Origin of the sequence: Bradyrhizobium sp. SRL28 (assembly GCF_018596315.1) — a bacterium.
In the GTDB taxonomy this organism is placed as follows: Bacteria; Pseudomonadota; Alphaproteobacteria; order Rhizobiales; family Xanthobacteraceae; genus Bradyrhizobium.
Window position 1 is genome coordinate 57,351 of sequence record NZ_JAHEAG010000002.1, and the last position, 22,151, is coordinate 79,501.

Sequence of the window (22,151 nt, forward strand, 5' to 3'; positions counted from 1 at the left end):
GGGATGGCGCGAGTTGTAAGGGTGATTTGGGTCTCGCGCGAAGAAGTATATTTTTGCGAAAGAGACTGGACCGGGCAAATCACGTTGATCTGGTTAGATAATTTAAGCGGAGCGCGCAGGGCGATGCAGCAGATTTGACCGGAACGGATGCTCGTGGGCTCACCACGGTCGATCGGCGGGACCAGGAAGGGTGCCATTCCTTAGGGTGCATAAAGGTAGGCAGGCACGGACAGGGCGAATCGAAGTCCGTAAGATGGTCGCCGATTTCCTTTTTGGGCGCCCGCGATGGCCACGTTTTTCAATGAATATTTTGATGTGACGACCAATCAGGTCGACGACTACGGGGCGTTCAACGTCTCCCTCATAAACGACCTGCCTCTGTTCATTGATCCGTTCCTGCTCTTCAACAGCCCAAAGGCGGATTACCAGCAGCTTCATGCCGATATTCTGAAATACATGATGTTCCTGCGGGACAAGATCATCGCCGGCAGTGTTAACGACGACCTCGTCAAATCTTGGTTCATGTTTCCGGAGGTTAAGCAGAACTGGCTAGGATTTTCCTTGCGCGGGAACGGTGGCAGCGGGCTAGGGAAGGACTTTGCCGAAGCTCTCCGGGTCAATCTCCAGAGCCTCTTTGCTGATTTCGGCAAGGAGACAATTACGACCGGAAGCCATATCGAGAAGGTTTGCCTCGTTCGCAGTGGCGTTGGCCGGGACATGATTAGCGACTTCACCACCAATCTCCTGAAAGACTTCATCTGCCGATACACCGAAAGTTTCGCTATTGCACACATTGACCCCAGCCTTCGACGGAAGATCCCAGTCAATAAGGCCATTTTCAATTACGAGACCGAAAGCTGGGAACGGCGAACTTATGATCTGCCTTGGGATGGGGATGATTTCGTTTTGCTCACCCCTAAGGACATGCTGACCCGCGACGAAAACTGGATCAATCGAACTGACATGATCCGGGACTTCGAAAGCATTCCTGTTGCGATTCCTGACGCTGAATTGCGCGGACAGGTGTTCAACTATTTTCAAAATATGCTCGGAAAACCGCGTCGACCGCCAACGCAAAAGGATAAGGACGAGGCGGCGATCAGAACGATCATGATGTTCCCTCAGTTGGTCGACTACTACATTAAAATGAAAGAGGCCTCGGGAAACGAAGCGAGGGACATCAGTTCCGAGAAGGTCATAGAAACAATCCAAGTCTTCGAAACGCAGGTCAAAGAGCTGCAATGGAACCTCGCAGAGCACACCTCTTTCTATAAAATCGGCAAAACTACTTACGATGAAGCGCATCAACGCCTGGCGTACCTGAAGGATGTCATCGAAAACAAAGGCGGGCATAAGATTTTTTATCACGATGGCAAGGCGGTCCAACGTGAGAGTGATCTGCAAATCATGTTTCGCTTTGTGTGGTTCGGTTCGCCATCCGACGTTGGGACAGAAGCAAACGACGGTCGCGGGCCCGTAGACTACAAAATCGCCCGCGGCGCTAAAGATAAAACGCTCATCGAAATTAAGCTCGCCAAGAATACAGGGCTTGAGCGAAACCTCGAAAAGCAGCTCCCGATATATCAAGCTGCCAGCGACGCCAAGCACGGCATCAAGGTCATTATCTATTTCTCGGAGACCGAGGGGTTTCGCGTAGAAGGAATTCTGAGAAAGCTCAAACTGACCGGGCACAAGGATGTCGTCCTCATCGACGCCCGGAACGACAACAAACCGTCAGGATCCAAGGCTTAAGCAGCCTCCACAGCTTTGGTGTTGTCATTCGCAAGATGCATAGGGAGGAGACGCCAATGGGTTGCTTGCTTTCGCTAACGTGCACTTCGTAACATGGCGGCGATCGCACTGGCTGGTTGAGAATCGCTCACATTCTTGCCCCGCAGCGGCATCAGCGTTGCCGCGTTCGCACGTCGACGCCCATAGCGTCGAGCAGCTGGAACACCTGCTCGTCGGTAACGCGCACGCCCTTGAAATCGGCGAGCGTCAGCAGGTTCAGTCCGCTGACCTCGGCGCCGGTGAGGTCCGCACCTGTCAGGGTCGCGCCGTAGAGGTTGGTCTGGAAGAGATCGCAGTTGGTGAGGTCGGCGTCGGTCAGGTCGGCACTGGACAGGTCGGCTTCACGAAGTCGGCTGCCGGCGAGGCTGCAGGTTGGTAATTTTGTCTCGGCCAAGTCGGCTAAATCCATCTTGCAATTGTGGAAGCTCGCGCGTGTCTCGATTTGCTTGCGGCTCAGCGCCTGGCTGAAATCGACCTTGTTGAAGCGCGCCCCGGTGAGATTGCACTCGTGCATCTCGACGGCGAACATTTCAGTTCTTTCGAAGGTCGCGAGCGCAAGGTCACATCCGGAAAACCGGACCCGTTGCAGATCGCTGAAGGCGAAAGTGCATCCCTTGCCGCCGTCACCGGTGAACTGGCAGGTCTCGAACACCGCGTCTTTAAGCGCCGCATGCGAGACGCGGCATGAGACGAACCGGCAATTGGAGAACCGGGCGTCCACGAAGGAAGGGTAGGAAAACTGTACTGCCTCGAAGACACAGTCGGTGAAGACCGCCCCGTCGCAATCGACCTCTGGCCAGCGGTCATCCCTGACATTCAGGGAGGTGATCGGCTTCGCTGTGGCGATCCGGTGGGCGAGTTCGTCGATGTCCATGCGATCCCGTTTGGCTCAGGCGTCGAGTTCGGCGCGCGGCCACCCGGCACCACCGCAACGATACCTCGGGTCGCGATGGGGCCGCCATCCTAAAAAGTGCGATTGATTCCGAGTTTGCCCCCTTGCAGCGTAGGGCGGATTAGCCGAAGGCGTAATCCGCCACTCCGCTTCAAACAAGATGGCGGATTACGCTTCGCGTATCCACCCTACGCCCTCCATCAGAGCCATCGAGCGCGTTTGAAACGTAGGTAGAGCACCGTGCAAAGCAGGGCAATAATGCCAATGACGACGAAGTAGCCGTATTGGGTCTTCAACTCGGGCATGTTTTCAAAGTTCATGCCGTAAATCCCGGCGATCGCGGTGGGGACGGCCAGTATCGCGGCCCAGGCGGCCAACTGCCGCGTGATCACGCCCTGACGCTGCTGCTCAAGTAGATTGCTCACCTCGAAGACCGAAGTCAGAACCTCTCGCAAGGAGTTCACCATCGCATCGACGCGTCGCACATGGTCCAGGACGTCCTGGAAATAGGGACGGACGTTGGCGTCGAGACACGGGGTGTCAAGATGTACGAGCCGGCCACAGACCTCCGTCATGGGGCCGATGATCCGCTTAAAACGAATCAGCTCCTGGCGCAGCCCGAAGATTCGCTTGACATCAGCGCGGCTGAGGAAGCTGTCGAGCGCGCTTTGTTCCATCACCAGCACGCGCTCCTCAATCGTTTCGACGACTGGAAGATAGCCATCAACGATAAAGTCGAGGATGGCGTGGAGAACATAGTCCGGGCCCTGGCCCAGCAGGCTGGGCGCGGCTTCGAGTTGCGCGCGGAGGTCGCTATGCGCCCGCGCCGAGCCATGCCGAACCGAAATGATGAAATTCTTCCCGACAAAAATCGCGGTCTCGCCGTAGGCGATGTGATCGTGCTCAAGATGAGCGGTGCGCGTCATGACAAACAGTTGTTCGCCATAGATATCAACCTTCGGCATTTGATTGGCTTTGAGCGCATCCTCGATCGCAAGAGGATGAAGCCCGTAGTTTTTCTCGAGTTGCTCGAGCTCTCCTTTTGAAGGCTCGAATAATCCGATCCAGACAAACTCGGATTTTCCCTTGCAATCGATCGGCTCGTCCAGGGAAACGGCTTTTGCTTTCTTGCCCTTACGATACAGTTGGGCTGCCACGACGCTCACAACGCGCTTCCTCCGAATTTATTGAGCGGGGTGCACCATCCTATCACGCAAATTGCGTGGGGCTCAGGATTCATAGCCGGAGGATGACGGTGGCCGCGATTGCGATAGGGCTTTGCAGCGCTGCTGTTCGCGCCCTCGGATTCAACTTGCGGGCCGGGCGTTGCGTCCAACCCGTGCATGCTGACGCTCAAGCACCAGGGCCAAGACACGCACAACGATGTTGACCAGCGTATCCGGCGCCGCGGGGCGTTCGTCCGGGTCGAATGCCAATCCAACGACGGCCTTCGGGCCTTCGGCCGTCTGCACCGGCCAAAAGTCAAAGCGCGCGGCCAGGTTCGGGTAGACGTCGCCGCGCATGACAGTTCCAGTCGCCAGGGACGATCGCGCCGCTTCCAACTCGGCCTCCCGGGGTTCTACGTCGCCGGCTTGCTCGAGGGAAACCACTCTGTCCCCCGAAACGAGCATCACGACGGCAGGAACCTGGAAGAGCGCTGCAAGAGTTTTGGTGGTGAGTGAGAGGATCGCCTTCGTATTGCCGGCCGCGACGACGTCACGGCTGTAGACCTGCAGCACGGTCGTCTGCCTTTTCAGCAGAGCCGCCTCGGTCGCTCTCTGGCGGGAGGTGAAGGCAACGCCACTCACGATAACACCGACGACAAACAGCAGCCCAATCGCCCAGATGTTCGCCGCGTCGTCAACGGCCAGTGAGTAGCGAGGCTCGGTCAGGAAAAAATTGAAGGCCAGAGCGCCAAGTATCGCCGAACAGAGTGACGGACCCAAGCCGAGGCTAACGCCCGCGATGATCACTGGAACGACAAACACCAGGGACAGGTTCGGGATGGCCACCTTGGTGTCGACACCGACAGCCACGACCGTCGCGGCGGCGGTCATTGCAATTGAAGCAAGGTAGCGCATCAACTCCGATGCTACCGGGCCAAACAGGGGAACTGCATCGGACGCAGGGGTGATGTCCTGCCGCAGCTTCGATTCAACGTCGGTCACTGCTTTCATCTCCTGCCTGGCGACAACGCGTTTGGCCGAAGAGCAAACCAGCCAAAGCGGGATCGCGGCACTGATAGACGAGCCGAGTATATCCCAACTTCACCGGCGTGCGAGCCGCATGAAACATGAGTTCCATGCTCTCCGGCAGTGCACGCGAAGAGATCGGTCTGCCGCCATATAAAATCGAGAGGACGAACCGGCCGGCGGTATAGGAACTTCATAAAGGCCTCATGACCGCTGATAGCGGCAGTGGGCTTGTCTCTGATTGGCACAAGCGGGCCGTTGCCACATATCCGCGCCGCTCTGGCGATCAAGGAGGTTGGGGTGCAGTAAGGCCGCCCCAGTTGGTGGGCTTTTCATTTCGCGGGCCGGCGAGAAGCGGCCCCAGCAGCGGGGGGCTAGGGGCTGAGCTGGGGCCGCCCATTCAACCGCCGGCAACGCGGAAACGAGCGGCCGACGGTCAGCAAAATTACCGCAACTCGGTTGATCGTTCCGAACTAGTTGGGAGTACCTCAGTTGGCGGACTCATTCATATCGGACCAAACCATGCGATGTCGCCATTGGAGATCACGCGCCGAATTCGTCTGGAGCCGCTGCCGTGTAGGTCGCGGCAGTTCAATGGTCGCAGAGTTCCGGCTGGAAAATATTCGGTCCGAAGCGCATATTCCCGGGATGGCGACAATTGTGCAATGCAATTGCGGCGCCGAGTACAGTCGCACTGAAGAGAAGTTCTTGGTGCCGCATACGGGTGACGCGGTCTGCAAGATCTGCGGAGCTGCTCTCGAATCGTGGCGCGAAACCACCCACGTTCCCATCTACGAACTTGTTGAGCGTCCCGAGAAAAAGCCGGAATGACATCAGCCCAGTGCGTAGGGCGGATTAGCGCAGCGTAATCCGCCGCGGCGTTTCAAATACGATGGCGGATTACGCTTCGCTAATCCGCCCTACGGGTTGCCGCCATCCGCTTGAATATCAGGGTTGAGCAACCGCCGTTCGACCTTGCATAATCCCCACCCAGTCGGAGGAACGGCGATGCAATTGCGGGACTTTGGGCGCACGGGAATGCAGCTCTCGGTGCTGGGCTTCGGCTGCGGCGCGGTGGGCGGATTGATGGTGCGCGGCGATGCTGCGGACCAGGAGCATACCATTGCGCGGGCGATTGCGGGCGGCGTCAACTACTTCGACACCGCGGTGCTGTACGGCGATGGCGAATCGGAAAAGAATCTTGGCCGCGTTTTGCAAAAGCTGAAACCGGCTGACGTCGTCGTCGGCACCAAGGTCCGGTTGCCGTCCGGCGAGGATGGCCGCATCGATGATACCGTCAGGACATCGCTCGAAGGCAGCCTGGCGCGGCTGCGTCTTGACCGGGTCGACATCCTTCATCTGCACAATCCGATTACCGGGAGCGGTGGCGGATCGGCGCTGAGCGTGCGGCAGGTGCTCGACGAGGTGGTGCCGGCGTTCGAGCGCCTGCGTCAGCAGGGGAGGATTCGTTTCCTCGGGTTGACGGCACTCGGCGACACGGCCGCGCTGCATCAGGTGATCGATGCCCGCGTCTTCGACAGCGCGCAGGTGGTCTACAACATGCTCAATCCGTCGGCGGCCCGCGAATTGCCGGCGAACTATCCGGCACAGGATTATGGACGATTGTTCGAACGCACCGAGGCCGCCGGCGTTGGCGTCGTGGGCATTCGCGTGCTGGCCGGCGGCGCATTGTCAGGCTCGGCCGAGCGTCATCCGATTGCGGGGCCGGCGCCCGAGCCGATTGGGTCGGCGATGAGTTACGACGCCGATATCGATCGCGCGCGACGTCTCATGCCGCTGGTCGAGGAGGGCTTCGCCGCCAGCCTGACCGAAGCCGCCACGCGGTTTGCGCTGTCTCACCCCGCGATGGGCACGATCCTGGTCGGCATGGCGACGCCGCAACAATTCGAGGACGCGCTCGCCGCGGCCGAAAAAGGCCCGCTGCCGCAAGCGGCCCTCGACCGGCTGTCAGCGCTGCGGCAGGCATTTTCCGGCGAGCCGCGATGATCGCCCAAGTTGGCTAGGGCCGTAGGGCGGATTAGCCGAAGGCGTAATCCGCCGTATCTCAGCAAGACGGCGGATTACGCTTCGCTAATCCGCCCTACGAGCTACAAAGCGGCGTCGATCTTGCTGTCCGAGTTCTGCAGCGCAGGTGCCAACGTGGCGTCGGGCTGCGGTGTCATCGCCGGCAAGGTCGAGCGCCTATACGGATGCAGCTCCTTTCGTCGAACACCAAAATGGCAAATGACGGTATCGATGCTTTCACCGGGCATTCGCAACCGTCGTCCTGCCGCGCCAGCCAGGCCTGTATCCTGACGATCGAAGCCCGGCCCAGCCCGCTGATCTCCGAAAGCTCACGCCTCGTGTGCAAGGATATGATCTCGGGAAGGAATACGGTGCGATCGGAAGCGCATCGCACGACGAACGATGCGTACGGCGCATTCGTCATCAGTTGAATGATCCTGTCCGGCAAATCCGCGCCGGAAGTGACGGCAACCTTCTTTGCTCTTGCCATATGAAGCAACTTGATCCTGAACACGGTGGGTCTGGTGAATCTGAATCACTCTAAGGTTGCTCGCAATAAAGCATGACCGCGTCAAATTATCACGCGCCATGGATTAACGTGCTCAGCGCACGCCGCAGTTTAGAATTAGAACAATTAGAAATTACCGCAGTCGATTTCCCGCGCTCGATTTGAAGGATCGACTTGCGACGTTGCCCAGTTGTCACAGGTGCAATCTGTCGTAGGCGCACACCATCACCTTAGATGACTTCTACTCGCCCGTTCCACTCGGGAAGTTAGAACGCCTTCGTGGGAGTTGGGGTGAAAGTATGACGTTTGCGATTTCGACTAATAATGTTTTGCGCGTTATTTCGTTGGGAGCGGTGAGCTATCTTGCATTCTCTCTGGATTTTGCGAGCGGTCAGAAAGCATTCGCGCAGTCGAATTTGCCGCCCGTCACTGTGGACGCTTCAGGGCAGCAACGCGCGCGGCCCGCGGCGTGGAGATCGCAGACATCAGCCTCGCGCGCGGAGGGAACGCAATTTGGCGGCGGCGAACTCCAGCACTGCTGAACCGGGGCGCCTGCATCCGTGGCTGCGGGCGTTGCTGGCCGGGCCGTGCGCGCTGGGGCTCACCGCTCTCATCATGGCTGTGATGCCGTTCTGGGTGCCAAAGGGAATCGGCGGAGTTGACCACATCGCGTTTCCGTTGTTCTTCATGCCGGCGATCTGGGCCGTCATATTCTTCTATGCACTACTCGACCGGAGGCTCGGCCGCATCGCGATCGTCATGGCGGTCATCGCCGTCATTCACCTGATCGCGTTAAGAGCTGTTTTGTTCGGCTGAGACGATCCTTCGACCCGCGGAGAAGCCGTGATCAACCTGAAAGCGCGCGAAACCAGGACGCTGGTGGCGGTCCACGGCTGGGCCGGCGCCGTGCTGGGCCTGCTGCTGTACGCCGTCATCGTCACCGGCACGGCTGCGGTGTTCGCGAACGAAATCAAGGCCTGGTCGGGCGGGCTGATCGGCATGAACGAGCCGCTGAGCCAGCCGCTCAATGCCGTGCTCGCCCGCCTTGAGGCGGAAACGCCCGAGCAGTTCCGCGGGGATCTCGCCTTGAGGGCGACACCTGCAGGAAATGTGTTGGCATTCTTCCATACCGACGAGACCATCAATGGCGTGCGTCGCGAGCGCGGGATCCTTTATACGATCGGGCCGGATGGCCGGGTCATCTCGCGCGCCGAAGGCTACGGCAACGAACTCGCGGCCAACGATCCCTATACGGCGCTCGGACGCTTTTACGTCGATCTGCACGTGCGGCTGCACGTGCCCAATCCGTGGGGGCTGATCCTCACGGGCATCCTCGGTCTTGCCATGCTGGTGGCGGCGGTCTCGGGCATTCTGATGCACCGGCACCTGTTCAGGGATATCTTTATCCTGCGCGGACGCGATCGGCTGGTGGGCTTACGCGATCTGCATTCCGTCGCAGGCACCTGGACGCTGCCACACGCGTTCGTGCTCGCGTTCACCGGCGCCTATCTCAGCTTCACCATCGCGGTTGCGCTGCCGATGCTGGCGAAGATCGCGTTCAAGGGCGATGTGCGAGAGATGGTCACGACGCTCAATGGACTGCGTGCTGTCGACGCGCGTCCGGCAGCGATCGCCGATCTCGACGACATGCTGTCCGATGCGCGCAAGCGCGCCGGCGCGCCGCTGCTGATTGCCGGGTGGGAAAACCGCGGCCGGGCCGATTCGCGCATCACGATATTTCCGGCGCCCAGGAGCGGGGATCTGACGGCGATGCGCCTGATCTACAACGGGGCAACCGGCGAACTGATCCGGGAGCGGCCGATCATCGGCATGAAGCCTTCGCTCGGCGCATCCTTGCTCGGTCTCATCAGCCCGGTTCACTTCGGCAATTTCGCCGGATGGTGGTCGCGTGCCGTATGGTTTGCACTAGGCGCTGCGAGCGCCTACGTGGCCTGGAGCGGATTGAATCTCTGGGTGCGGCGACGCGCCGACCAACGGGGCTGGCGCGCGCTCGGGCGCGTGACGGCGTGGGTGGGAGGTGGCCTCCCGTTTGCGATGGCGGCGGCAGCCGCGGCCTATTTCGTCAGCCTGCCATCGCTCGCTACTGTGTTCTGGACCCCGGCGGCCTTTCTGGCCGCTGCCGCACTCGCGCTTGTTCCGGCACTGCGGATGCGGTCGATCGAGCGGGTCCCGCCGCTGCTGTTTGGCGCGACCGGCGTCTTGCTGATGGCGCTTCCGCTGCTGCGTGCCGCGGCCGGCGGCCCAACTTGGCGCGCTGCGCTCGCGACCGGACAGGGTGCGGTGCCGATCATGGATTTCCTGGTCGCGCTCGGCGGCATCGCGTGCGTCGTGTCTGCCGCCATGGCATTGCGACCCCGCGAGCAGGCGACGTTCAACGCCGGCTCCTATGTGCAGTCCGCAGAATGATGCTGCTCGGCTGGCTCGGCCTATCCGGCGCGCTCGTCAGTGCCGCCTGCATCGCGCTCCTTGCTGCGGTCGATCCGAAGCGCCGGGGCGCGGGTCCCACGCGGCCCGGCTTGCGCCGATTGCTCTTGTCAGCGACATTCTTGCCCGGCCTCGCCCTCGGCGTCGCCGGCCGCTGGAGCGATTTCCTGATCTGGGTCGGCGCGGCCGCCATCTTCGGATGGGCGATCGCGGCGCTGGCCAGCATGCGCCGAAAGCCTCGTTCGTAGGGCCGTAGGGCGGATTAGCGCAGCGTAATCCGCCGCTGCATCTCAAAACAAGACGGCGGATTACGCTGCGCTAATCCGCCCTACGCGTCGCTCCAGTTCGGGGAAGGTTAGACGTCAGGGATAACCGGCGCCGGCAATTTCCACATCGACCGCGTCGATCCGCGAGGACGATTTGCGTTGCCGGAGTTCTTCGTAGGACGTCGCCGCGCTCAGGCAGAACAGCGTTCGCCGCTCGGGCCCGCCGAGGACGCAGGCGAGGGCGCGGCGGCCGGGGACTTCTATTCGCTGCAGCTCGCGCCCGCCGGCGTCGAGGCGGATGAAGGCGTCTTCTTCGAAGGCTGCGACCCACACGGCGCCTTGCTGGTCGAGGCAGATGCCATCCGGAGACTTCATGCTCCCGAAGCGGCCACGAAATTTCAGGCTGCCGTCTGGCTCGATTTCATAATCGGCGAGGCACGCGCCATCCATTTCAGCCACGACGAGCCGGCGATGGTCGGCCGAGACGGCAATGCCGTTGGGAAACCGCAATCCTTCGGCGACCACGCGGGCCGCGCCGTCCGGCATCACCAGAATGATGCGGCCGGGAGCGCCTCGATCGGGCGGCGGTGGCATATCGAAGCCGAGATCGCCGACATAGGCGCGGCCGAGCCCGTCGATGATCATGTCGTCGATCGTGCCGCTCGCGATCCCTGACAGGTCGGCATAGAGCGAAAGCGCGCCCTCCGCATAGGTCATCAGGCGTTTGCGATACATCGTCAGGACGACAAGCCGTCCGTCCGGCAGGAGGCCTGTGCCGCAGGGCGTGTCGTCCTCGAACTTTGCATGCTGCTCGCGCTCGCCGGACGGGGAGAGGCTGAGGAGTGTCCGTTCCATGCAGTCGACGAACCAGAGCCGGCCCGCATGCCACCGCGGCCCCTCGAAATAACGTCCGCCATCAAGTACGCATCGCAGCTTCATCGGCTACAGCGTCACCACGATCTTGCCGAGGTGCTTGTTGGCTTCCATGTGCTCGAACGCTTTTCCGATCTCGGCGAACGGGTAGACCTTGTCGATCGGCAGTTGAAGTTTTCGCGATTCCACCGCGCTCCAGATGTCTTTCCGGACCTCGTCGAAAATCTCGCGGACTTCCTCGATGGTGCGGGTGCGGAAGGTGACGCCGATATAGTTGATGCGGCGGGCGGCGTGCAGGTCGAAATTGAAATCGGCGTGGGTGCCGCCGAGCCGGCCGACATTGACGATGCGGCCCTTGACCTTCGTTGCAGCGAGGTTCTGGTTGGCGACCTTGCCGGAAACCTGATCGACGATCAGGTCGACGCCTTCGCCATTGGTTGCTTTCAGCACCTGATCGACCCAGCCGGGGTCGCTGGAATCGATCGCGAGATCGGCGCCGAACTCCTTCAGGCGGCCGCGGCGCATCGCGTCCGTCGACGATCCGATCACGAGTTTCGCGCCCTTGAATTTTGCGATCTGCATCGCCATCAGGCCGACGCCGGAGCTGGCGCCCTGGATCAACACGCTTTGGCCCGCCTGCAGCGCGCCTGACGTGACGACGGCGTTGTGCATGGTGGCGAGCGCGACGGGGAGGGTGGCGGCTTCCTCAAAATTCATGTTCGAGGGCGCGCGGAACAGGCGGCCATGGTCGGCCAGCGTGTATTCAGCGAATGCCGCGCCGCCCGAGCCCATGATCTTGTCGCCAACCTTGACGCCCTTGGCATCGGGGCCAAGTTCGGCGACTTCACCGGCCCATTCCATGCCGAGTACGGTGCCGACGCCACCGGCTGCGCCATGCACATGGCCCTTGGTCATGCCGAGGTCGGCGCGGTTGAGGCCGCAGGCATGGACCTTGACCAGCACTTGCGTGCCCTTCGGTGACGGCTTTGCAACGTCGGCGATCTCGGCGCCGTTGGCGCCGTAGACATAGGCTTTCATGGCTCTTCTCTTTCTTTGCTGGCAGCGCAGGCCGTCTATTCGGCGGCCTGTCTTCTTACTGGCGTCAAGCCGTCTATTCCGCGGCCTGCCGCCGGGCGCCCGACATCATGCCTTCGAGCCGGCTCTGGATGATGGCTTCCGCGTCACGCATGATGCGCGATACCAGTTCGGCGCAGGTCGGAATATCGTGGATCAGGCCTTGGACCTGGCCGGCCGACCAGATGCCCTCGTCGGCATCGCCGGTCGCATAGACCATCTTGCCGCGGGCGCCGGCGACGAGTTCACGCACATCCTCGAACTTCGCGCCTTCTTTCTCCATCGCGACCACCTTGGTCGAGATCGCGTTCTTGGCGACGCGCGAGGTATTGCGCATGGTGCGGAAAATCAATTCGGTCTCGCGCTCGTCATTGGCGACGATGCGCTCCTTCACCAGCTGATGGATCGGGCTTTCCTTGGTGCACATGAAGCGCGTGCCCATGTTGATGCCCTCGGCGCCGAGCGCGAGCGCTGCGACCAGGCCGCGACCGTCGCCGAACCCGCCGGAGGCGATCATCGGGATCTTGATCTTGTCGGCGGCGGCCGGGATCAGGATCAGGCCGGGCGTGTCGTCCTCGCCGGGATGGCCGGCGCATTCAAAACCGTCGATCGAGAGCGCGTCGACGCCCATCCGCTCTGCCGACAGGCCGTGACGGACGCTGGTGCATTTGTGGATGATCTTGATGCCGTGCTTCTTGAATTCGGTGACGTGTTCCTGCGGCTTGTTGCCCGCGGTTTCCACGATCTTGATGCCGGCCTCGATGATGGCCTGGCGATATTCGGCGTAGGGCGGCGGCTTGATGGCGGGAAGGATGGTGAGGTTGACGCCGAACGGCTTGTCGGTCAGGTCGCGGCAGCGCGCGATTTCCTTGGTGAGGTCTTCCGGGGTCGGCTGCGTCAGCGCGGTGATCAGACCGAGCGCGCCGGCATTGGCGACGGCGGCGACCAGCTCGGCGCGTCCGACCCATTGCATCCCGCCCTGGACGATCGGATGTTCAACGCCAACAAGTTCGGTGAATCGCGTCTTCATGTCTGCCCTCTGTTTCCATGCGCATTTTCCAATGGAAAATGCGCTTCCCTATCATCTTGCGCGTATTCTGATCGCAAAACCGGTTTGCACTTTTGCGGAATACGCGCCCACGGGCGGCCCGTGCACGTCATTTTGTGAGATTTCGAGCGGCAGGATGCCGTCACCCCCTGCAAAAGTCTACCGGGAGCGGGTGGTGGTCAGGGCAAGGCCATCATGCAAAAGCGGGGCTTGTTCCGCAGTGCGAACAATTCCTGCATGGACTCCGGCATTTCTTAGATCACCCGCTAACGGGCATGCTGTAGACATGCCGAAATCGAAGCTTTCGACCCAAGGTTGATCTTGTGCAGTGCGCACCCCCTTGATACGCTCGTTCTTTCAGTCAGCGGGGAGTGCCGAACGATGTTCGATATCTCGCGCCGGGACCTGACATTTGGCGCAGCCGCTGCTTACGCTGCGTTTGGACTCAACAAACCGATCACGTTTGTCGACGCGGCTTACGCTCAACAGTCCGTCACGCAACCTTTCCGCAAATACAAGGTCGGCGACATTGAAGTCTTCTCTCTGATCGATGGCATGCGGGAGATCCCGCTGCGGGAGGGCATGGTCAGGAATGTCGGTGTCGAACAGGTCAAGGCTGCGTTTCGCGCTGCCGGTTTTCCCGAAAATCAGGCGCCGCTGCGGTTTATCGTCATGGCGCTCAAGCTGCGCGATCAAGTGGTCCTGATCGATTCGGGCACGGGCGGTCATCCGATTTATGGTGAGGGGAACGGCCGGCTATTCGAGAGCATGGCGGCGGCAGGCCTTGACCCCAAGGCCGTCAAGACGATCCTCATCTCCCATCTCCATGGCGACCACATTTACGGCCTCATGAACATCGAGAGCAATGCGCAGGTCTTCCCGGATGCCGACATCGTGGTGCCCGCCGCGGAATTGAAATGGTGGACACGCCCGGGAGTCGAGTCGCTCGATCTTGGACCGACGCGCAAAGGCCTCGCCCAGCGCATTCAGGCGACGGTCGCGACCTGGAAAAACGTCAGGCCCTTTGAGGGAGAACCCGAGCTTCTGCCCGGTGTGCACGCCGTTCAGGTGCCCGGCCATAGCCCCGGAATGGTCGCGCATCTGGTCAGCTCCGGCGGCAAACAGTTTCTGATCACCGCTGACGTGGTCAATCTTGCGCCCCACATTTCCACAAATCCCGAGTGGCAGCTTGCCATCGACCAGGATCCGCAAATGGCTGTCGAAACGCGAAGGAAGATCTTCGATCGCGCGGTCGCCGACAAGCTCACCATTTCGGGTACTCACTGGTTGATGCCGAACGCCGGCACGCTGGCCAAGGATGGCAACAGCTACGTATTCACGGCCGAGGCGTAATCGTGCGAGAGTGGCGCCTTCGTTTCTACGAAGGCGCACCAGCAAGTAGCCCGCATGAGCCAACGGGTCGCGCGAAACGCGCGCCCGATGACAGGCTCCGCGATATGCGGGGAGGACAGGCGACCCAAAGTCCCGGATTTCGCTTTGCTCATCCGGGCTACGCACGCTGACGGTCTCTGCACTTCACGGTAAACTGAGACCCGCCACACGGCGGTTGTGCTAGTCTGCCAAGACAAGTTCTGCGTATGTGGGGTCCAGGCGCATGCCGAAGGATCCAAAAAAGCTAGGCATCTTTACCGGGCGTGGTCGGCTGGTTGCGCTGGCTGTCGCAGTGGGATTGGTGCTGGGCATGGGACCCACCTCTGCACAATTTTTTAATTTCGGCGGATATCAGCAGCGGCCGCAGCCCCAACGGGGCGGCTGGTTTGGCAACGAACAACGCGGCGGCGGCTGGTTCGGTAACGAGCAACGCGGTGGCGGCTGGTTTGGTAACGACACGTATGCGCCGAACCAGCAGCAGTACGCGCCGCCGCCTCGGCATGGGCGGCAAGCGCCGGCGGTGCGCGAGGATTTTTCGAAGGCGCCGCCTCCCGAGAAGCGCAACACTGTTCCCGAGCGCCACATTCTCGTGCTCGGTGACTCCATGGCGGACTGGCTCGCCTATGGGCTTGAGAACGTCTATGCCGACCAGCCTGAGATGGGTGTGATCCGCAAACACAAGTCGGCCTCGGGCCTGATCAAGTATCAGCCGAAGGGCGATCCAGTCGATTGGGCCGCCGCCGCCAAAGGCATTCTCGCCACCGAAAAAGCGGACGCCATTGTCGTCATGCTCGGGCTTGATGACCGCGTCGCAATCCGCGAGCCGGCAGCCGAAAAATCCCACGATAAATCGGGGGACAAGAAAGACGCCAAGGCCAAACCTGACGGCAAGCCTTCGGGCGAAAAACCCGCGGCGAAGCCGGATGGCGCATCCAAGGCGGCGGATCCCGAATTGCCACCGGACGATGATGCCGACAACAGTGATGCGCGGCCGACCACAGAACAGGAGAAGAGCGCGCGCTCGCCGAACGGCCTCCATGAGTTTCGCGAGAAACGCTGGGTCGAACTCTACAGAGAAAAGATCGACGAGATGATCGGCGTACTCAAGTCCAAGGGTGTGCCAGTGCTGTGGGTCGGTCTGCCGGTGGTACGTGGCCCCAAGGCGACCGCCGACACGGCGTTTCTGGATTCGCTCTATCGCGATGCGGCCGGCAAGGCCGGCATCACCTATGTCGATGTCTGGGACGGATTTGTCGATGAAGCCGGGCGCTTTTTACAGCAAGGCCCCGATTTCGAAGGCCAGATCCGCCGGCTGCGCTCCGCCGATGGCGTCTACTTCACCAAGGCCGGCGCGCTCAAGCTCGCGCATTATGCCGAGCGCGAAATCAACCGGCTGTTGGCTGCGCGTTCCGCGCCGATCGTGCTGCCCACCGAACCGGCAACCCCCGACGCCAGTGCGCGGCCGGATCAGCCGGCGCCGCGTCCGCTGGCCGGGCCGATCGTTCCCCTGGTGGCCTCTTCTGTCGGCACGGATCAATTGCTCGGTGCTCCCGGGTCGCGACAGGTCGCGATGGATGCGCAGGCAGCGCGGTTCTTGATCAAAGGCGAGCCTTTGCCGGCACCCGCCGGTCGCGCCGACGATTTTGCCTGGCCGCGACGCGAAATAGAACGCGAAGGGACCAAGGGTGAGACGCCAGTGGCGTCAACTTCGCTCGATGCCAACGCACGGGCGCCGGTTGCTTCGCCAAAGCCGAAAAAGCATCGCCGCTGGAGGCCAATCGCTTTCAGCGCTCCCGAACAAGCGGTGTTCCAACCCTATGACGCGCGGTTGAGAAAGATCGGCAGCCCTCGCTTATTGCCGTAGATGGGGCGGTAGCGCTCCGTGTTGTACGTGCTGGCGACGTCCAATTTGCGCGGCCCGAGCTTGGCGTCAGGGATGGGCACGAGGTCGTAGCGTCCCTCCACCAGCGCCGACATGAGGCCGGTCTTGCCTTCCAGGATGGCATCGTAGGCCATGTTACCGAAAGTCAGGGCCACGAGCTTGTCCATGAAGTCCGGATTGCCAGATCTCAGGTCGTAGGTGAGGTCAGAGGTGATCGTCTCCTCGCCGACGCGCCGCTTGATCTCGTCGGCGAACGATTCCGCCACGCTTGCCTTCTTGCGATGGCCGTAGGCATCGGGCTCACCGTATTCCTGCACCTCGTAGCCCTGCCACGCGGCGCCCTCGCTGAGCACGACCAGCGCGTAGTTGCTTGGGTTGGCGCGCTTCTCGTCAAGGAGCAGCTGGATCAGCTTGTCGAGATCGACCTTGTACTCCGGTATGACGCACCGTATCGAGGTGGCATACGCGGTGTAGAGCGCCGTAAATCCGGCATCGCGGCCAAAGACCCGGAAAATGCCGATTCGCTCATGCGATCCGACAGTGGTGCGCTGCCGCTGGATGGCGTCGCTGGCGCGGGTGATCGCGGTCGAGAAGCCGATGCAGTACTCGGTGTTGCGGACGTCGTTGTCCATCGTCTTCGGGATGGCGATGATCTTGACGCCGAGTTCGTTGAGCCTGGCTGCGTAACTGAGCGTGTCGTCGCCGCCGATGGCGATCAGATGCTCGATGCCGAGCCCCGAGAGGTTCGCCAGCACCTGGCCACTGACGTCCCACGTCCTGGTTGTGATGCCGCCCTTGGTGCTGAGCGATGCCGGAAAGTCTTGGCCTGCGAGATGATCTGGCAGCTTCTTCATCTTGGACGGATTGGTGCGGCTCGAGTGCAGCACGGTGCCGCCGCTCCGGTCGATGGTGCGCGTGTTGTCACGGTTCAGCGGGATGATGTAGTGGGACCTGGAGGCCGGGTCCTCGAGGTTCACATGCGTGAGGGCCTCCCAGCCACGGCGGAGGCCGACGACCTCGATGTCGTTCTCGCTGCCGCGATATGTCACGCTCTTGATGACGGCGTTGAGACCGGGAACGTCGCCGCCGCCCGTGAGAATGCCGATGCGCCTTTTTGCCATACCCACCTCGCAGGCGGTCCCTTACTCGGCCGCTTCGCCCTTGCGCTCCTCGCGCACCTGAAAGCGCTTCAGCAGTGAGGACACGGTGTCGCGGAAGCCACCATACTCCAGCTCGGAATAGGGCAGCATCGCGGCACCAGACCAGCCCTGGCTGCGCATCTCGATGGCTTTGCGCTGGGCGCGCCGGCGGACCTCGTCCCACGCCGGGTTGTCGAAGAAATCGGTAAAGGACTCCGAGAAACGGCCGTTCTTGTCGATCGAAAAGCCGGTGCAGGAAACGATCGGCAGGCAGTACATTCCGGTCACCGGTGTGTTGAGCGGCACGGGCATCAGCGGCATCACGTGCGAGCCGCGCGCGTCGCCGCCCACGAAGTGCGCCTTGGCGAACGGCGAGATGATCTCTTCCGGAGCCGGGAAAATCCCCTGGTTCCTGACGATCGCGACCGGATCGTCCTTGCCGGTGTACTTGCCTGCGATCGCGTGAAGACGCTGCGCCGAAACGGCGACGGCGACCTCGTCATGGGTCCGGGAAATGATGCGATCAATGCCAAAGCGCTCGTTGTCGCGGAGCAGGGCTGCAATGTGGTAGCCATCCGCGGGCGCGTCGAGTTCGATCACGCTGTCGCCGGTCGTGTTGTCCATGTCGATGACATGGAAGCGGAATCCCTTGATCATCGGGGGTAGCATCAGCCCGGCGCAATACATGGGATCGGCAAAGGCGAGGTAAAGCGGCAGGTTGTAGGCGCCGGGACCGCATTTGTCGGCGGCGAACACCATGAAGGACTCCGCAGGCCTCGAACCCGAGAGGCTGTGGTCGAAGCTGAGCTCGGCGACGCCCGGGCCGGCGCCGCGGACGTTTCCGGACGGTGCGTCGACCAGAAGATCCTGGCCGGCGCCATAAAGCCCGGAGGTTTTCGCAACCGAGGTGGCCGCGAGGAACGCCTTCCAGGCAAGTTGATGCACCTCGGAGCTCCCTTCGCCCCGTGTGTGCGTCATGATGATCGCAATGTCGTCGCCGGTGTGGCAGACGAAACCGTCGATCAAGAGGCCATCGCAGATCGCCTTCGCGACCTCGCCCTCGACAGCCGCCATCATGCGTGTAGACGGTTTCGTGTGGCCACCGACGGAGCCTATGTCAGCCTTGATGACCGAAAGAGTGAGTCTCATGAGCATTCCCTCCGACCAGCACAGCTAGGCGCCTCGGCGCTTGCTGCGCCGGGGCGCTGCTCATTCGCGAAAAAGAACGTCTGTGGTTCCGTTAGGTTCCACGAGAGCCCTTCTCGAAAAGGCTCATCCGGCAGCCGGGATCATCGGTCACCGTAAGGGCATGCCAGAAGCGATAGGAGAACCCGTTCATGCGCCGCCATTTGCTGCGGTGTACGAGCCCGCTATTTGGCACTTTTCGGAAGCGGGGCGGTTTTTCGAAAGCGCACATCGGCCGATCAGTCCGAATTAATGATGGGGTCACACCATAGGTTTCAGGTGACGCGGTCTACTGCCTGAACTCGTTGGTGAGTTCGCCGATGCCATCGATCGCGACGGTCACCGTGTTGGCCGGCTCCTTCACTGACGACATTTCAGAATCTCAATTCCGCGGCGCAACTTTGACTTCGCGTACCGCCAGATAAAGACTGATCGTACCCACAATGACGGGAAGCAGTCCGATCAGCATCCAAGCCAAATGCGGGTCAGCGCCGATCGTGCCGGCAGCAATCCAAATTCCAAAGGCAATGATTCCTATCGAGATCGAGAACGAGAATGCGTCATTCATGATGACCTCCAAAGACTATGCCCGCCGGACGGATGGCAGTCTGTCAGCAAGTCGGCATCAATTCCGGCCTGCCACGCGACCTCATCAGCCAGCTCGCAAAGGCACGGAAGGCAGGAATGTCGTGGCTGGTCGTTCGCCTTTCGGGCTCGGCAGGTCTTAAGAACTGCCTCTGGCGGGGAATAGCCTGTCAGCGGAACGATCGAGCCGCTTATCGGAGCCTTGCGCTCCGTTCAGATGGCCGACCAGCTCGCCGGAAAGTCGATAGATGTTGATGCCTTTTAGATGATAAAGTTTTTGGCCCTTGAGGTCGAAGATGGCCGCGCCGTCCACCACCCCAACGTGGGTGCCATTGCTATTGAAAATATTGCCGCTCATGACTGACCTCCAAGCGAGGCTCCGGAACCAAGCTGCGCTTGTTGGACCCAGATAGCGAGACAATTCGGACGCCCTGCCGGATACTTCGGGTATATCCAGACGACCATCGCCAAAGCCGGAGGCAATTTAGCCCGGACGGCTTAATTCGCCCGTGAGAAGCTTTGTGACCTCCGGCAATTCAAGGGGGTCTGGTAGATCGCAAGCTGCCGATCTATGAAACCATCGCTACTGGAGAGAGGCGAACCAGGTTCGTACCGTCACGTCACTTCCGTGACTGGCACGCTTCGGACTTGGCACTTGCGCTCGGCGATACAGGCGCGCGTCGTCGCTCATTGTTAGCGAAGTCGGAGGTAGACATGCAGTTGCTCAACGACATACACCACCTGACGTTTGTCACCGCCGACATGAATCGATTGATCTGTTTCTACGAACGTATCTTCGGAGCGCGCGTCACGGTCGATCTCGAGGAGGAGGGGCTGCGCCACGCCTTCATCGAAGTGGGTCCGCACACTGTCCTGCACCCATTTCAGGTCCCTGGAATTGCACCTCCTGGCCACCAGCCCATGTTCAAGCGCGGGCGCCTCGACCATTTTGCGCTCAATGCTGCAAGCGAGGAGGCGTTCCGGGAAGTACGGCGGCGCCTCGTTGCCGAGGGCGTAAGCGATGGAGCCGTTACAGACATGGGCTCGCTCCTCCTTCTTAGCTTCACTGACCCCGACGGAGGCGACCACGAGGTAGTTTGGGTCAAGCCCGGTGTCCCTGTCGCGCAAGGGCTCAAGCGCTCGGAGTGGACGAAAGTCCAGCTGGATTAACATGCACGCAAGATGTGTTCCCTGGGCGGTCGCCGAAAGCCGACCGGGGCCGCTGAGCTATCCAAATACGGCGGACCTAGGGCAAGGGATTTCATCTAGAAGACATTTTTTGTGGACAGTTTCACGACGCTGCTATCTGGCGCCAGCGCGTTAAGTTACCTGACTCAGGGTAGGGTAGGGACAACCCCGGAGTGATCATGACAACAGTGCAGGCCATTGCATTTGGGGCCATGCTGGCTTGGACTCCAGCGCTCATCGTTATGGCGTTCTTGTTGTGGGATGTTCCCGAACTTGAGGAAGATTAACCTCGTTTTTTGAAGCTCGTAGCGAGCCAATGGTCGATCGCTTTTTCGAGCGAAGCGCGCAGCGGTTTGCGCAAGAAAACCGGTCAAACTAAGAAACTAGTGTCCCTTTGATTCAATCAGAACCGAAGGACTCTACGTCACGGCGACTGGAGCGCCTCGCGGCGCGGCGGATTCGCCCGTCGCGATGCTCTCATTCAGTTTCTGATTGACGATCTGGACCGTTCGGTCGATTTCGGCATTGGGTACGCCAAGCTGATGCGAAATCAGCTTCACCAGCAGGTCGACGCGCTCGATGAAGAGCGCGCCACCAGCGACTGCTCGGGCCGCTGACGAGGGCTTGAGAAGGCTTTCCGCCGCTTTGGCGTATTTCTCGAAAGGTACCTGATCCCTGGGATCGGCGCCCAGACGCTGGGCAATGGCGTCGACATGGTCATAGATCGACTGCGAGAGATTGATATCGCCGTGCACGGCGTCGTGGATCGATTGCGGCTCCTGCTGCGTGATACATCGGTAGTTCCCCGTCAACAGCATCGACCATTTGGCCAAAGGGACGAACATCGAATCGAACACTTTGAGCTTCACTGGAACGTCCTGGCCATCCAGCCTCACCGCATCGATGTCGGCTTCCAGCTCCCGCAGCAGCAAGTTATGTCTTTCATCCGCAAATGATGCGGCCTTGAAATTTGTCGGCAGGCCGACATGAAGAACATTCGCCGCCTCTTCCGGCGGACGGAAGGCCTGCGGATCAGGGGAGCAGAGCGACATCAGGCCCGGCTCGAACCGTTCCCATACCGCGGCGTTGGTATAGGCCTCCTCCAGTTCCATGTTCGCCAGCGCCGGGATCCGCTTGAGATAGGGCAAGGGCGGCATGTTCATGATCGAAAGGCAAGGCAATTTCGCCTCGGCGATTTTGATCATCAGAGCCTGGATCGCATGGTCCGCGTATTGCGGTTCCTGCATCGCGAGACCAACCAGATCGTAGCGGGAAAGATCGACGCCGGCGGGCTCGACCGCGTCCAGGATCCCAGGCAGGTCACGCGAGAAGATCGGGCGGTGGGCCGCCTCGTCGCGCAGCTTGATGCGAACTTCGGTGCCGTCGCGATTGATGAGTTCTGCCGTCTGCTTCCGGCAAACCAGAGTCACGTTGTGACCCGCCATCAAGAGCTTCGTCGCCAGCAATGAGCCGTACGAGGCTCCAAGGATCACAATGTTGCGCGCCATGCGCCCTCCCACAGATGATGTTTCCGGCGCGCCACTACTCCGGCGCAGATTTGCCAGCGCCTGCTTTTGCGACAGGAGTTAAGCCGGATTTGCGGTGCGATACCGTCTTCCCTGGGGGTGCAACCCCAAGGAATGCCGGCGAAGTTCGAAGCGACCGG

General features: G+C 60.9%; 21 protein-coding genes. 9 read left to right on the plus strand and 12 right to left on the minus strand.

Features of this window, described 5'->3' with window-relative positions; genetic code table 11:
* The first annotated feature begins 285 nt into the window (after positions 1-285).
* Entirely contained in the window at positions 286-1,752 is a 1,467-nt protein-coding gene (locus KIP88_RS04650; RefSeq protein WP_214486691.1) for a hypothetical protein, read from the plus strand.
* A gap of 151 nt (positions 1,753-1,903) precedes the next feature.
* On the opposite strand, the gene KIP88_RS04655 is transcribed toward KIP88_RS04650, so the two are convergent.
* From KIP88_RS04655 to KIP88_RS04665, 3 genes are all read right to left on the minus strand, one after another.
* A complete protein-coding gene (locus KIP88_RS04655) occupies positions 1,904-2,665 on the minus strand; it encodes a pentapeptide repeat-containing protein (protein ID WP_214486692.1) in 762 nt (253 codons plus the stop codon).
* 218 nt (positions 2,666-2,883) lie between these two features.
* Entirely contained in the window at positions 2,884-3,849 is a 966-nt protein-coding gene (gene corA, locus KIP88_RS04660; protein WP_214486693.1) for a magnesium/cobalt transporter CorA, read from the minus strand.
* 141 nt (positions 3,850-3,990) lie between these two features.
* Positions 3,991-4,860: a DUF4118 domain-containing protein gene (locus tag KIP88_RS04665; RefSeq protein ID WP_214486694.1), complete on the minus strand. Its 870-nt coding sequence runs from the start codon at positions 4,858-4,860 to the stop codon at positions 3,991-3,993.
* A 609-nt stretch (positions 4,861-5,469) separates the two neighbouring features.
* On the opposite strand from KIP88_RS04665, the gene KIP88_RS04670 reads away from it, so the two are divergent.
* The 5 genes from KIP88_RS04670 (at position 5,470) to KIP88_RS04690 (ending at position 10,101) form a co-directional block, all read left to right on the plus strand.
* Complete coding sequence (locus tag KIP88_RS04670) at positions 5,470-5,706, plus strand: hypothetical protein (protein ID WP_214486695.1); 237 nt, start codon at positions 5,470-5,472, stop codon at positions 5,704-5,706.
* A 177-nt stretch (positions 5,707-5,883) separates the two neighbouring features.
* Positions 5,884-6,882 carry an aldo/keto reductase gene (locus KIP88_RS04675; protein WP_214486696.1) on the plus strand — a complete coding sequence of 333 codons (999 nt, stop codon included), beginning with the start codon at positions 5,884-5,886 and terminating at the stop codon, positions 6,880-6,882.
* A 1,039-nt stretch (positions 6,883-7,921) separates the two neighbouring features.
* Positions 7,922-8,224: a hypothetical protein gene (locus KIP88_RS04680; RefSeq protein WP_214486697.1), complete on the plus strand. Its 303-nt coding sequence runs from the start codon at positions 7,922-7,924 to the stop codon at positions 8,222-8,224.
* Positions 8,225-8,251: 27 nt separating this feature from the next.
* Positions 8,252-9,835, plus strand: coding sequence for a PepSY domain-containing protein (locus KIP88_RS04685; RefSeq protein ID WP_214486698.1), 1,584 nt, complete (start codon positions 8,252-8,254; stop codon positions 9,833-9,835).
* Positions 9,832-10,101: a hypothetical protein gene (locus KIP88_RS04690; protein ID WP_214486699.1), complete on the plus strand. Its 270-nt coding sequence runs from the start codon at positions 9,832-9,834 to the stop codon at positions 10,099-10,101. The genes KIP88_RS04685 and KIP88_RS04690 overlap by 4 nt, the downstream gene beginning before the upstream one ends.
* A 114-nt stretch (positions 10,102-10,215) precedes the next feature.
* On the opposite strand, the gene KIP88_RS04695 is transcribed toward KIP88_RS04690, so the two are convergent.
* From KIP88_RS04695 to KIP88_RS04710, 4 genes are all read right to left on the minus strand, one after another.
* Positions 10,216-11,058, minus strand: coding sequence for an SMP-30/gluconolactonase/LRE family protein (locus KIP88_RS04695; protein WP_214486700.1), 843 nt, complete (start codon positions 11,056-11,058; stop codon positions 10,216-10,218).
* Positions 11,059-11,061: 3 nt separating this feature from the next.
* Positions 11,062-12,030, minus strand: a complete 969-nt coding sequence (locus tag KIP88_RS04700; protein ID WP_214486701.1) for a zinc-binding dehydrogenase — start codon at positions 12,028-12,030, stop codon at positions 11,062-11,064.
* A gap of 73 nt (positions 12,031-12,103) precedes the next feature.
* Positions 12,104-13,096 (minus strand): nitronate monooxygenase family protein, encoded by a 993-nt coding sequence (locus KIP88_RS04705; RefSeq protein WP_214486702.1) that lies wholly within the window; start codon positions 13,094-13,096, stop codon positions 12,104-12,106.
* Positions 13,097-13,471: 375 nt separating this feature from the next.
* On the minus strand, positions 13,472-13,810 hold the full coding sequence (locus KIP88_RS04710; RefSeq protein ID WP_214486703.1) for a hypothetical protein: 339 nt from the start codon (positions 13,808-13,810) through the stop codon (positions 13,472-13,474).
* Between KIP88_RS04710 and KIP88_RS04715 the strand changes: the two genes are divergently transcribed.
* Together KIP88_RS04715 and KIP88_RS04720 are read left to right on the plus strand one after the other, a co-directional pair.
* Positions 13,787-14,467, plus strand: coding sequence for an MBL fold metallo-hydrolase (locus KIP88_RS04715; protein ID WP_214486704.1), 681 nt, complete (start codon positions 13,787-13,789; stop codon positions 14,465-14,467). The two genes, KIP88_RS04710 and KIP88_RS04715, sit on opposite strands and share 24 nt — an antisense overlap.
* A 262-nt stretch (positions 14,468-14,729) precedes the next feature.
* Entirely contained in the window at positions 14,730-16,370 is a 1,641-nt protein-coding gene (locus KIP88_RS04720) for an SGNH family hydrolase (protein ID WP_214486705.1), read from the plus strand.
* Here KIP88_RS04720 and KIP88_RS04725 read toward each other — a convergent pair.
* The 4 genes from KIP88_RS04725 to KIP88_RS04740 form a co-directional block, all read right to left on the minus strand.
* Positions 16,322-17,509 carry a 6-phosphofructokinase gene (locus KIP88_RS04725; protein WP_214486706.1) on the minus strand — a complete coding sequence of 396 codons (1,188 nt, stop codon included), beginning with the start codon at positions 17,507-17,509 and terminating at the stop codon, positions 16,322-16,324. The two genes, KIP88_RS04720 and KIP88_RS04725, sit on opposite strands and share 49 nt — an antisense overlap.
* A gap of 21 nt (positions 17,510-17,530) precedes the next feature.
* The gene (locus tag KIP88_RS04730) at positions 17,531-18,676 is read right to left on the minus strand and encodes a fructose-1,6-bisphosphatase (protein ID WP_214486707.1); all 1,146 of its coding nucleotides are present in this window, start codon (positions 18,674-18,676) and stop codon (positions 17,531-17,533) included.
* A 418-nt stretch (positions 18,677-19,094) separates the two neighbouring features.
* Positions 19,095-19,280: a hypothetical protein gene (locus tag KIP88_RS04735; RefSeq protein WP_214487328.1), complete on the minus strand. Its 186-nt coding sequence runs from the start codon at positions 19,278-19,280 to the stop codon at positions 19,095-19,097.
* 156 nt (positions 19,281-19,436) lie between these two features.
* Positions 19,437-19,655, minus strand: coding sequence for a 4-fold beta flower protein (locus KIP88_RS04740; RefSeq protein WP_214486708.1), 219 nt, complete (start codon positions 19,653-19,655; stop codon positions 19,437-19,439).
* A 356-nt stretch (positions 19,656-20,011) separates the two neighbouring features.
* On the opposite strand from KIP88_RS04740, the gene KIP88_RS04745 reads away from it, so the two are divergent.
* Complete coding sequence (locus tag KIP88_RS04745) at positions 20,012-20,467, plus strand: VOC family protein (RefSeq protein ID WP_214486709.1); 456 nt, start codon at positions 20,012-20,014, stop codon at positions 20,465-20,467.
* A gap of 437 nt (positions 20,468-20,904) precedes the next feature.
* Here KIP88_RS04745 and KIP88_RS04750 read toward each other — a convergent pair whose 3' ends face one another.
* The gene (locus KIP88_RS04750; protein WP_214486710.1) at positions 20,905-21,993 is read right to left on the minus strand and encodes a ketopantoate reductase family protein; all 1,089 of its coding nucleotides are present in this window, start codon (positions 21,991-21,993) and stop codon (positions 20,905-20,907) included.
* Positions 21,994-22,151 lie beyond the last annotated feature (158 nt).

What these genes read in the sequence shown, in the direction of transcription:
- KIP88_RS04655 (WP_214486692.1), bottom strand. Translation starts at nt 2,665, where the DNA reads ATGGACATCGACGAACTCGCCCACCGGATCGCCACAGCGAAGCCGATC.
- KIP88_RS04750 (WP_214486710.1), bottom strand. Translation starts at nt 21,993, where the DNA reads ATGGCGCGCAACATTGTGATCCTTGGAGCCTCGTACGGCTCATTGCTG.
- KIP88_RS04650 (WP_214486691.1), top strand. Translation starts at nt 286, where the DNA reads ATGGCCACGTTTTTCAATGAATATTTTGATGTGACGACCAATCAGGTC.
- KIP88_RS04745 (WP_214486709.1), top strand. Translation starts at nt 20,012, where the DNA reads ATGCAGTTGCTCAACGACATACACCACCTGACGTTTGTCACCGCCGAC.
- KIP88_RS04695 (WP_214486700.1), bottom strand. Translation starts at nt 11,058, where the DNA reads ATGAAGCTGCGATGCGTACTTGATGGCGGACGTTATTTCGAGGGGCCG.
- KIP88_RS04665 (WP_214486694.1), bottom strand. Translation starts at nt 4,860, where the DNA reads ATGAAAGCAGTGACCGACGTTGAATCGAAGCTGCGGCAGGACATCACC.
- KIP88_RS04670 (WP_214486695.1), top strand. Translation starts at nt 5,470, where the DNA reads ATGGTCGCAGAGTTCCGGCTGGAAAATATTCGGTCCGAAGCGCATATT.
- KIP88_RS04700 (WP_214486701.1), bottom strand. Translation starts at nt 12,030, where the DNA reads ATGAAAGCCTATGTCTACGGCGCCAACGGCGCCGAGATCGCCGACGTT.
- KIP88_RS04740 (WP_214486708.1), bottom strand. Translation starts at nt 19,655, where the DNA reads ATGAGCGGCAATATTTTCAATAGCAATGGCACCCACGTTGGGGTGGTG.
- KIP88_RS04690 (WP_214486699.1), top strand. Translation starts at nt 9,832, where the DNA reads ATGATGCTGCTCGGCTGGCTCGGCCTATCCGGCGCGCTCGTCAGTGCC.
- KIP88_RS04715 (WP_214486704.1), top strand. Translation starts at nt 13,787, where the DNA reads ATGGCGCTCAAGCTGCGCGATCAAGTGGTCCTGATCGATTCGGGCACG.
- KIP88_RS04675 (WP_214486696.1), top strand. Translation starts at nt 5,884, where the DNA reads ATGCAATTGCGGGACTTTGGGCGCACGGGAATGCAGCTCTCGGTGCTG.
- KIP88_RS04735 (WP_214487328.1), bottom strand. Translation starts at nt 19,280, where the DNA reads ATGAATGACGCATTCTCGTTCTCGATCTCGATAGGAATCATTGCCTTT.
- KIP88_RS04725 (WP_214486706.1), bottom strand. Translation starts at nt 17,509, where the DNA reads ATGGCAAAAAGGCGCATCGGCATTCTCACGGGCGGCGGCGACGTTCCC.
- KIP88_RS04705 (WP_214486702.1), bottom strand. Translation starts at nt 13,096, where the DNA reads ATGAAGACGCGATTCACCGAACTTGTTGGCGTTGAACATCCGATCGTC.
- KIP88_RS04730 (WP_214486707.1), bottom strand. Translation starts at nt 18,676, where the DNA reads ATGAGACTCACTCTTTCGGTCATCAAGGCTGACATAGGCTCCGTCGGT.
- KIP88_RS04720 (WP_214486705.1), top strand. Translation starts at nt 14,730, where the DNA reads ATGCCGAAGGATCCAAAAAAGCTAGGCATCTTTACCGGGCGTGGTCGG.